The sequence below is a fragment of the Jatrophihabitans sp. YIM 134969 genome (genome assembly GCF_054456675.1).
On record NZ_JBTJEQ010000081.1, the window covers coordinates 1 to 9,884 of the forward strand.

Annotated in this window: 9 protein-coding genes; 4 read left to right on the forward strand and 5 right to left on the reverse strand. The window is 73.8% G+C overall.

The genetic code is table 11. From position 1 onward, the window contains the following. Positions 1 to 1,269: AAA family ATPase (locus tag ACXR2U_RS23305; RefSeq protein WP_458827484.1), on the reverse strand; the 1,269-nt coding region annotated here is incomplete at its 3' end. Next, the gene (locus ACXR2U_RS23310; RefSeq protein ID WP_458827485.1) at positions 1,266 to 2,048 is read right to left on the reverse strand and encodes an SAF domain-containing protein; all 783 of its coding nucleotides are present in this window, start codon (positions 2,046 to 2,048) and stop codon (positions 1,266 to 1,268) included. The genes ACXR2U_RS23305 and ACXR2U_RS23310, both read right to left, overlap by 4 nt. Positions 2,049 to 2,146: 98 nt before the next feature. On the opposite strand from ACXR2U_RS23310, the gene ACXR2U_RS23315 reads away from it, so the two are divergent. Beyond that, positions 2,147 to 2,398 carry a helix-turn-helix domain-containing protein gene (locus ACXR2U_RS23315; RefSeq protein ID WP_458827486.1) on the forward strand — a complete coding sequence of 84 codons (252 nt, stop codon included), beginning with the start codon at positions 2,147 to 2,149 and terminating at the stop codon, positions 2,396 to 2,398. Here the strand turns inward: ACXR2U_RS23315 and ACXR2U_RS23320 are convergent, their stop codons facing one another. Further along, positions 2,399 to 2,968, reverse strand: coding sequence for a hypothetical protein (locus tag ACXR2U_RS23320; RefSeq protein ID WP_458827487.1), 570 nt, complete (start codon positions 2,966 to 2,968; stop codon positions 2,399 to 2,401). Between the two features lie 86 nt (positions 2,969 to 3,054). Here ACXR2U_RS23320 and ACXR2U_RS23325 point away from each other — a divergent pair, with 86 nt between their 5' ends. Further along, positions 3,055 to 3,882, forward strand: a complete 828-nt coding sequence (locus ACXR2U_RS23325) for a hypothetical protein (protein WP_458827488.1) — start codon at positions 3,055 to 3,057, stop codon at positions 3,880 to 3,882. Between the two features lie 12 nt (positions 3,883 to 3,894). Further along, complete coding sequence (locus ACXR2U_RS23330) at positions 3,895 to 4,503, forward strand: Rv3235 family protein (RefSeq protein WP_458827489.1); 609 nt, start codon at positions 3,895 to 3,897, stop codon at positions 4,501 to 4,503. A 93-nt stretch (positions 4,504 to 4,596) separates the two neighbouring features. Here the strand turns inward: ACXR2U_RS23330 and secA are convergent, their stop codons facing one another. Then, positions 4,597 to 7,509: a preprotein translocase subunit SecA gene (gene secA / locus ACXR2U_RS23335; RefSeq protein WP_458827490.1), complete on the reverse strand. Its 2,913-nt coding sequence runs from the start codon at positions 7,507 to 7,509 to the stop codon at positions 4,597 to 4,599. 91 nt (positions 7,510 to 7,600) lie between these two features. Here secA and ACXR2U_RS23340 point away from each other — a divergent pair, with 91 nt between their 5' ends. Next, positions 7,601 to 8,725, forward strand: a complete 1,125-nt coding sequence (locus ACXR2U_RS23340; protein ID WP_458827492.1) for a GNAT family N-acetyltransferase — start codon at positions 7,601 to 7,603, stop codon at positions 8,723 to 8,725. A 166-nt stretch (positions 8,726 to 8,891) separates the two neighbouring features. Here ACXR2U_RS23340 and hpf read toward each other — a convergent pair whose 3' ends face one another. Beyond that, positions 8,892 to 9,512, reverse strand: a complete 621-nt coding sequence (hpf, locus tag ACXR2U_RS23345; RefSeq protein ID WP_458827493.1) for a ribosome hibernation-promoting factor, HPF/YfiA family — start codon at positions 9,510 to 9,512, stop codon at positions 8,892 to 8,894. Positions 9,513 to 9,884: the final 372 nt, after the last annotated feature.

The window sequence follows — 9,884 nt, forward strand, 5'->3', positions numbered from 1 at the left end:
CGGCACCCCGGCGAGGGTCGCCGCGAGCTCGCCGACGGCGACACGCAGCGGGCTGCCCGGCCGGATCTCGGCCAGCGTGCGGCCGACCGCGACGGCGGCGTCGAGGCTCGGACCGTCGGCCGGCAGGTACGCCGCGGGGTCCAAGCCGGTGAACCGCCGCACCGCCGCCGCGAGCTCGACCCGGGGGTCGCCCGGCACGGCGCCGGGGCGGACCCGGTTGAGGACGATCCAGGCCGGGGTCTCGACGTCGGCCTCGCGCAGCTCGACGGTCGCGCGGACCAACCGCTGCACGCCCACCGGATCGGCGGCGCCCACGACCAGCACCAGGTCGGCGGCGTCGAGCGCGGCGAGGGTCGCGCCGTTGCGACGCGGGGCCGCGGTGTCGTACGAGAGCTCCTCGTCCTGTTCCACGCTGAACCCGAGGTCGAGCACGGTGAACTCCGCGAGTCCACGTGCCGCGTCCACCACCGCCGTCACGCCGGCGGGCCGCAGCTCCGGCCAGCGGTCGGCGCGGGGCAGCCCGGTCAGCACCCGCAGCCGTTCGCCGAGCTGCCACGCGAGCCCGGCCAGCACCGAGGGGTCGAGCCGGCCGCCGCTCGCGTGGCGGCAGGCCGCGGCGAGACCGGGCGAGTCGTCGAGCAGGCCGAGCTGCGCCGCGACCACCCCGCCGTAGACGTCGGCGTCGACCAGCAACGTGCGGCCGCCGAGGCGGGCGAGCTCGTCGGCGAGGGTGACCGCGACCGTGGTCCGGCCCGGTGCTCCGGTCGGTCCCCACACGGCGATCACGGCGCCCCGTGCGACCAGTCCGGGGACCGGTTGCGGGGTCAGGGGCGGCGGGACGACGGCGGCGGTCGCCGTGGCCGGGTCGGCGAACGCCCGGGTGCCGGCGTCGGTGGGGGCGTCGGTGCCGGCTTCGAGGGCCTGCCCGACCACGGCGGCGACGACGGCCGGGTCGGCGTCGGCCGCGACGGTGGTCACGACCCCGATCTGCCGCATCCGGTCCGCGGCGCCGATGTCCCCGCGCGGGACCACCCCGACGGCCACGACACCGGCGGCAGTCAACCGGTCGAGGGCGACGCGGTCGAAGCGCGGCAGGTCGGCCGCGACCAACGCGGCCCGGCCCTGACCCGAGGCGGCCACGGCGAGCAGCTCGACGACGTCGACGCAGCGGCGGACCACGACCATCCCGTGGCCGCCCTGCTCCAACGCGACGACCAGGTCGGCCTCCCACGCGGCACCGCCCGCCGCCGTGAGCAGCGGCGTCCTCACGAGGCGGTCGGGGTGGGGGTGGCGGCGCCGGGCCCGACGGGAGCGCAGGCCGCGAGGTCGGGCAGGTCGGCGCTGCCGGATGCGGGCGCCGCACCGGACAGCACCCCGGCGCGCAGCGTGACGTCGTCGAGAGCGAGCGCGCCGACGATCCGGTCGGCGAGCTCCGGGCTCACCGTCACCACGACCTCGAGACCGTCGGAGGCGGTGAGGCCGGAGCCGGGTCCCCCGACGTCCTGGACCGCCACGCCACGCAGGAGCACGACCGACGCGCAGGTCGGGGTCGAGACCCACACCGTGATGACGTCGCCGCGCGCCACGGAGGGGACGTCGGCCGAGGCGAACGGGATCGACACGGTGACCCGGCCGTCGTCACCGGCGCCACCCACCGCGGCGGTGGGGAGCAACTGGCCGCTGCCGACGTCCGCGGCGAGCCGGCGTCCGACCACGGCCCGGTCCGCGGCGACGTAGCGCCCGGCGGTGTCGCCGAGCCGGACGTCGACGGGCGTGAGGTCGCCCGCGGTGAGCACCGATCCCGCCGGCAGGTCGCGGCGCAGCGACCACACCGCGGTGCTCGCCTGGGCCCTCGAGACCACGACCGCGCCGAGCAGGACCGACCCGAGCACCAGCACGACGCCGAGCACCAGCCGCAGGTCCAGCCACCGCGGGCGCCGGGTGCGGCGCGGGCTGGGCGACGCCGGGAGCGACGCGGACAACGGCCCGGCGAGCGGTGACGGGGGGCCGGCGGGATCGGACGGGCTCACGGCGGGGGGCGCGACCATCACACGATCGTGCCGCACACCGCGCCGGGTCACGACCCGAGCGGCGGGCCTGTGGACAACCGGATCCCGGCGCCGGGCCCACCTGCGACACTGACCGCATGACGTCGGAACGGTTCCTCACGCTCCCCGACGTCGCCGAGATCCTCAACATCTCGCAGAGCCAGACCTACGCCCTGGTCCGCAACCGGGAACTCAAGGCGATCAAGATCGGCGGCCGCGGGCAGTGGCGGGTCGAACGCGACGAACTCGAGGCCTACATCAGCCGGATGTACCAGGAGACCGAGGCGTTCCTGTCCCGCAACCCCGACGGCGACCTCGAGCAGGTCGAGGACGTCACCGGCCGCGCCTGATCAGACGGCCGGCGTCTCCCGGCGCACCGCGGCGATCGCCGTGAACGGCACGGCCACGGTCCCGCGCACCTCACGCGCCCGGCGGGTCTCCCCCGCCGCGTGCACCGCGAGTTCGACGTGGTCCGCGCCGACCCGGTCGAGCGTCGCGTCGAGGACCTCACCGTCGACCAGGTGCAGCCGCACCGCACCCCGGTCGCGGACGACCGCCCGCAGGGCCGAACGCCACCCCAGGCGGGCCGCCACCGCCCCGGCCACCGCCTCGGTCTGCGCGAACCGGCCCAGACCCGCGACCTGACGCACGGCGTGCAGCGGCACCAGCGCCTCGCGCCCGGTGTCCTCGACCACCGCGAGGAAGTCCGGTCCGACGCGTCCGAGCACGCCCGTGAGCGCGAGCCCGCCGACGGCGACGACCCGGACCGGCTGGTCGACCGCGGCCCGTAGCCGGTCGACCAGCGTCAGGTCCGCGACCTCACCCCGGGTCCGCGCGTCGACCTCGGCGCCCACCCCGGCGTGCTCCTGCGCCGCCAGTTGCGCCTCCAGATCGGAGAACAAGCCCTCCCACCGCGTCACGCCCGCGACCGTAGCGCCCTTCCGCTCCGGCCCGACTCGTGTGCATACTGTCGAGGTCAACTGACAGCAAACGAAGGCAAACGACGATGAACGCTCGTGAGCGTGGCCTGCGGACGGTGGTGGCCGGGTTGTCGGCCGCGGTGGCGGCGCTGGTCCCACCGGACCGGGACGGGTGGCGCCGCGTCGTCCGGGTCGTCCTCGACCACGCCGCGGCCCCCCGGGTCGACGCCCTCGCGGCCCTGGTCACCGGGACGGCGCTGTGGCTGCTCGCGGTCTGGGTGCTGATCGCGGTGAGCGCGGGCGGACTCGCCCGCCTCCCCGGCGCCGCCGGCCGGCTCGGCGCGGTCGCGGTCCGGCTCTGCGTCCCCCGGGTGCTGCGCGGGGTCGTGATCGGCAGCGTCGCGGGCGGGTTGCTGCTGGGTCCGGCCGTCGCGGCGAGCGCCACCCCGGTCTGGCCGACCTCGCCGGTCGCGGCCTCCACCGCCGCCCCGCCCACCGGGGCCGTGCCCGGGTCACCGACCACCCCGGGCCCGGCCTGGCCGACGAGCAGCGCCCCGACGGCCACGCCGCCCGCCGGCGCGCCGTCGACTCCCCCGACGCCGACCACGCCGCCGTCGGTGCCGACACTGCCGACCACACCGCCGGCGGTGCCGACCACGCCGCCGCTCGTGCCGACCGACCCGGACCCGGCGACCGGGGTCGTCGTCGCCCCCGGCGACTCGCTCTGGTCGATCACCGCCGACGCGCTGCGGGCGAGCGGGACCGCCCCCACGGCCGCGCGGATCGCCGCAGCGTGGCCGTCCTGGTACGCGGTCAACCGCGCCGAGATCGGTCCGGACCCCGGTCTGCTGCACCCCGGCACCGCGCTCACCGCACCGAGCACGACGACCCCCACCGCCCCGACCGCCCGCTGAGGGAGCACCGACGTGACCGCTCTGCAGGAACCACCGCTCGTCGAGACCCTCGCCGCGCCGGTGCGGGAGGTGACCATCCGGCCGATCCCCCGCCGCGAACCCCCGTTCGACGACGAGATCGACGACTACCGGGTGCTGACGCAGCCCGACGGGTCGCCGTTGCCGCGGGTCGTGCTGGGGCCGTGGGATCAGCCGTTGCCGTTCGGTGCGGCCGAACTGGAGGCGCCGTCGCCGTTGCGGCTCGTCGCCCCACGTGACCCGTTCGCGGCCCGTCCGACCGCCCGACGGTCGTTGCCGGACCCCGAGGCCTGGGCGCGTCGACTGCTGGTCACGATGTTCGAGATCGTCGGCGGTCGACGGCCGGCGCGGCAGTTGGGGGCGCTGGCGTCGGCGAGCGTGTGCGGGGCGTTCACCACGACCGGTCTGCGGACCGGCCGCCTCGGTCGGCTGGCGGCCGCCACGCCCTCACCGCAGATCCGCAGTGTGCACGTGTGCGAACCGGCGGACGGCATCGCCGAACTCGCGCTCACCCTGGCCGTCCGCGGGCGGGTCCACGCCGTCGCCATCCGGCTCGAGGGTCTCGACGGCCGGTGGCGTTGCGTCAAGCTCGAGGTCGGTTGACGCACGAGTGGATCCGGGCGCCTCGCGACGCGAGCCGCCGTCCCGAGCAGGTGCTCAGGACGACGGCTCGGGGCGGTGAATCAGGTCAGCCGGTCACCGCTTGCGGCTGCGGTTGCCCCGGCTGCTCGAACGGTTCCCGCGGCTGCCCCGGTTGGGGTTGGTCCGCGCGGCCGGCTTCTTCGCGCCGTTCGAGCCCGTGGCGTCGTCTCCCGAGCCGTCGCTGGTGCCGACGCGGACCTCGGGCTGACCGGCTTCGTCGGCGTCGAGCGTCGGTGCGCTGTAGACCACGGGCTTGGCCGAGGTGTCGCGGTCGAGGCCCTTGGCCGAGATGCTCGGGCGCGGCCCGGTCGTCTCGGGCTCCTTGGCGGGCGCGAACCCGACGCCCTCCTCGGCGGCGAGGGCGTCGTCGGCCTGGTGCTCCTCGACCTCGGCGAGGTCGCGCAGCACCTTCTGCGGGTCTGCGCTGCGGGGCGCGGCCTCGACCGGCGCCTCGGCGGCGGGCGCCGGGGCGGAGTCGACCTGCACCTCGAGGTTGAACAGGAAGCCGACCGACTCCTCCTTGATGCCCTCCATCATCGTGGAGAACATGTCGAAGCCCTCACGCTGGTACTCGACCAGCGGGTCGCGCTGGGCCATGGCCCGCAGACCGATGCCCTCGCGGAGGTAGTCCATCTCGTAGAGGTGCTCGCGCCACTTGCGGTCGAGCACCGAGAGCAGGACCCGGCGTTCGAGCTCGCGCATGACCTCGGGGGTGAGGTCCTGCTCGCGGGCGTCGTAGGCGGCGCTGGCGTCGGCGACGAGCTCCTCGACGAGGAACGCGCGGGTGAGGTCGTTGACCTCACCGCCCGCCTGCTCGATGGCCTCCTCCTGGGTGAGCGCCACGGGGTAGAGCTGCCCGAGCGCGGTCCAGAGCTGGTCGAGGTCCCACTCCTCGGCGTAGCCGTTGGCGGTGGCGCCCTCGACGTAGCCGGCGACGACCTCCTCGACCATCCGACGCAGCTGGTCGGACAGGTCAGCGCCCTCGAGCACCTCGCGGCGCTCGTCGTAGACGACGGTGCGCTGCTTGTTGAGGACGTCGTCGTACTTCAGGACGTCCTTGCGGATCTCGTAGTTCTGCTGCTCCACCTGGGTCTGCGCCGACTGGATCGCCCGCGAGACGGTCTTGTTCTCGATCGGCACGTCCTCGGGCAGGCGCAGGAAGTTCATCATCGCCGCGACCCGCTCGCCGTTGAAGCGGACCATGAGGTCGTCGCCCAGCGAGAGGTAGAAGCGGGTCTCGCCGGGGTCACCCTGACGGCCGGAGCGGCCACGCAGCTGGTTGTCGATACGACGGCTCTCGTGCCGTTCGGTCGCCAGCACGTACAGACCACCGAGCTCGGTGACCTCGTCGTGCTCCTTGGCGATCTCGGTCGACGCCTTCTCGATGGCGTCGCCCCAGGCGGCCTCGTAGTCCTCGGGCGTGTCGACGGGGTTCAGGCCCCGCTCCCGCAGCGCGAGGTCGGCGGCGAACTCGGGGTTGCCGCCCAACATGATGTCCGTACCGCGACCGGCCATGTTGGTGGCGACGGTGACCGAGCCCTTGCGGCCGGCGTTGGCGATGATCGCCGCCTCCCGCTCGTGCTGCTTGGCGTTGAGGACCTCGTGCGGGATGCCCCGGCGCAGCAACAGCTCGGAGATGCGCTCGGACTTCGCGACGCTCGCGGTGCCGACCAGCACCGGCTGGCCCGCCTCGTGGCGCTCGGCGATGTCGTCGACGACGGCGGCGAACTTCGCCTCCTCCGTCTTGTAGATCAGGTCGTTCTGGTCGATGCGGATGTTGGTCTTGTTGGTCGGGATCGGCACCACGCCGAGCTTGTAGATCTGGTGCAGCTCGGCGGCCTCGGTCTGCGCCGTACCGGTCATGCCCGAGAGCCGCGTGTACATGCGGAAGTAGTTCTGGAGGGTGATGGTCGCCAGCGTCTGGTTCTCCTGCTGGATCTTCACCTTCTCCTTGGCCTCGATGGCCTGGTGCATGCCCTCGTTGTAACGACGGCCGTGCAGCACGCGGCCGGTGAACTCGTCGACGATCATGACCGCGCCGTCACCGACGATGTAGTCCTTGTCGCGGTGGTAGAGCTCCTTGGCCTTCAGCGCGTTGTTGAGGTAGCCGACCAGCGGCGTGTTCGCGGCCTCGTAGAGGTTCTCGATGCCGAGTTGGTCCTCGACGAACGCGACGCCCTCCTCGGTGACGGCGACGGTCCGCTTGCCCTCCTCGACGTCGTAGTGCTTCTCCTTCTTCATCCGCGGCACGATGCGCGCGAACTCGGTGTACCAGCGCTGGTTCTCCTCGGCCGGGCCGGAGATGATCAGCGGGGTGCGGGCCTCGTCGATGAGGATCGAGTCGACCTCGTCGACGACGGCGAAGTTGTGGCCGCGCTGGACGAGGTCGTCGAGACTCCACGCCATGTTGTCGCGCAGGTAGTCGAAGCCGAACTCGTTGTTGGTGCCGTACGTGATGTCGCAGGCGTAGGACTCGCGGCGCTGGGCCGGGGTCATCTGGCTGAGGATCTTGCCGACCGAGAGCCCGAGGAAGCGGTGCACGCGGCCCATCCAGTCCGCGTCACGGCCGGCCAGGTAGTCGTTGACCGTGACCACGTGGACGCCGTCACCCGAGAGCCCGTTGAGGTAGGCCGGCAGGGTCGAGACCAAGGTCTTGCCCTCACCGGTCTTCATCTCGGCGATGTTGCCCAGGTGCAGCGCGGCGCCGCCCATGAGCTGGACCTTGTAGTGGAACTGGCCCAGGGTGCGCCGGGCGGCCTCGCGGACGACCGCGAACGCCTCGGGCATCAGCTGGTCGAGCGTCTCGCCGTCGGCGTAGCGCTGCTTGAAGACGTCGGTCTGCTCGCGCAGCTCCGCGTCCGTGAGGTCGACGAAGTCCTCTTCGAGCGCGTCGATGTGATCAGCGATGGTCGCGAGCCGGCGGACGGTCTTGCCTTCGCCGGCGCGCAGGATCTTGGTGAGCACCACGTCCCGCATCGTACGGGGATCACGGCGCAGGTCACGAACCGATGACGAGAACCTGTTCTGAGAGCGGCCGCCCCGCGTGCCAGGGTGGGGCATGGGCGTCTGGCGCGGGGTCGAGCTGACCGGCCTCTCGCTGTCCGAGCCCGCCCCGGACGGCCTCCGGCTCCGGCCCTACCGCCCCGACGACGTCGACGCCGTCCACGCAGCTATGCAGGACGACCAGGCCCGGCGTTTCCTCCCGATCCCCCAGCCGTACACCCGGGCCGACGCCGCGGGCTTCTGCACGGAGTACGCGCTGGGGCGGGCCGCCGCCGGGCGCGGCGTCGAACTGGCCATGACGCTCGCGGACGACCGCTACGTCGGAGGCGCGGGGCTCCTGCTGCCGGACTCGCGCTCGCTCTCGGCCGAGATCGGCTACTCGGTCGCGGCCGGCGCGCGCGGGAGGGGGCTCGCGGCCCGGGCGGCGCGGTTGCTCGCGGCGTGGGGGTTCGACCACGACGTGGTCCGCATCGAGCTACGGGTCGAGCTCGACAACATCGGCTCGCTGCGCAGCGGCCTCCACGCCGGCTTCCGGCTCGAGGGCGTGCGGCGCGGGGAGTTCCAGGGCCGGAACGGACCGGTCGACACCGCGGTGCTGGTGCGGTGCGCCGGCGACTCCGCTGACCCGGTGCCGCCGTGGCTGCCGCCGCTGGTGGACGTCGCGGACGACGTCGTGCTCCTGCGGGAGATCACACCGGGCGACCACCCGGTCCTCACGGCCGAGTTCCGCGACCCCGAGGCCCGCCGGTGGCTGGTCGGCGACCCGCCCGGCGATCCCGACGCCACCGGGCGCGCCCGCGCCCTGGCCGCGGGGCTGGGCCGGCTGGCCGGACCGACGACGCTTCTCGCGGTGGTCGACCGGGCGAGCGGTGGCGTCGCGGGGCACCTGCAGGTTCGCGGCGGCCCGCCTGGCGTGCTCGAACTGGGCTACGGCCTGCTGCCGGAGTTCCGGGGCCGTGGGCTGACCGTCCGGGCGCTGCAGGTGTTCGCCGCGTGGGCGTTCGGCACGGTCGGGGTGACCCGGCTGGAACTCGGCGTCGACGTCGGCAACGGCGCCTCCCTCGCCGTCGCCCGCCGAGCGGGCTTCCGCGAGGAGGGCACGGCCGCGCGACGGCTGCGCCGCCCGGTCGACGGCGGCTTCGGCGACGAACTCCGGTTCGGCCTGACCCCGCCGGTCTGATCCGCGCCCGTCCGATCCGCGCCCGTCTGATCCGCGGTGTCCCTCGGGCCGGACGCCGCGGGGGACGTCCGGACGTGGGCGAGCGGGCGGTGAGGCCCGGGGACCGTCGTCGACCCGGGCACCACCGCCCGCTCGGCGGGATGTGGTCCAGCTCCTGCGTCTGCCGCTACGTCAGACGCAGCAGTCCGTAGTCGAAGGCGTGCCGGCGGTAGACCACGCTCGGGCGACCGGTCGCTTCGTCGCAGAACAGGAAGAAGTCGTGGCCGACCAGTTCCATCTGCTCGAGCGCCTGGTCGACGCTCATCGGTGTCGCCGGGTGGTCCTTCTCGCGCACGATGCGACCGGGCAGGGCCTCGTCGGTCGGCGCGTACGGATCGGGGTCGCCCTCCCGGTCGAGCAGGGCGACCCGCCCGGGTTCGCTCACCACCAGCTCACCGTTGACCGCCGGCATGCCGGTACGCACGGTCTCGGTCTTGCGGCCGTGGTGGTGCCGCCGCCGGTCGGCGGCCTGGCGCATCCGACGGTCGATCTTCTCGACCGCGAGGTCGAGAGCCTTGTAGAAGTCGTCCGCACACGCCTCGGCGCGGATCACCGGACCCCGCGTGCGGCAGGTGATCTCGACCTGCTGGCAGTTGTCGTTCTGGCGTGGGTTGCGTTCGTGGTGCAGTTCGACGTCGATCGAGATGATCTTGCCGTCGTACCGTTCCAGCCGCGCCAGTTTCTCCTCGACGTGATCTCGGAAATGATCCGGGACCTCGACGTTGCGACCGCGGGCGATGATCTGCATGGCACCTCCGGTGGGCATGCCTGCGCCAGCCTCCGGGGGCAGCTTCGGAGTCGGCACACACCGCGCGGGTGTGGCCGGCTCGCGGCACCCGGGGACGTCGGCAGGACTCCTGTCACGCAGGCGGACCTGCGTGGGACCTGTTCTTCCGACGGCTCCTCTCTGCTGCGAGGAAAACGTTGTGGGAGCTGACGTTTCCCGCCGCGCGACCGCCTCGTGACGGCCGCTTCCGGTGCCGAGTGACGTTAGCGCTGTCGTGCGGATGCTGCACACCGAACGCCTCGACGGCCGGATCCGCCCGCTGTACGCCGCGGCGGCCGTCGTCGCGGTCGCGTTGCACCCCACCGTGACCGGGTCGGGCCTCACCGTGGTGCT

Bases quoted from the DNA above. Each gene is read 5' to 3' on its own strand.
- ACXR2U_RS23315 (WP_458827486.1), top strand. From the start codon at position 2,147: ATGACGTCGGAACGGTTCCTCACGCTCCCCGACGTCGCCGAGATCCTC.
- ACXR2U_RS23340 (WP_458827492.1), top strand. From the start codon at position 7,601: ATGGGCGTCTGGCGCGGGGTCGAGCTGACCGGCCTCTCGCTGTCCGAG.
- ACXR2U_RS23310 (WP_458827485.1), bottom strand. From the start codon at position 2,048: ATGGTCGCGCCCCCCGCCGTGAGCCCGTCCGATCCCGCCGGCCCCCCG.
- hpf (WP_458827493.1), bottom strand. From the start codon at position 9,512: ATGCAGATCATCGCCCGCGGTCGCAACGTCGAGGTCCCGGATCATTTC.
- ACXR2U_RS23325 (WP_458827488.1), top strand. From the start codon at position 3,055: ATGAACGCTCGTGAGCGTGGCCTGCGGACGGTGGTGGCCGGGTTGTCG.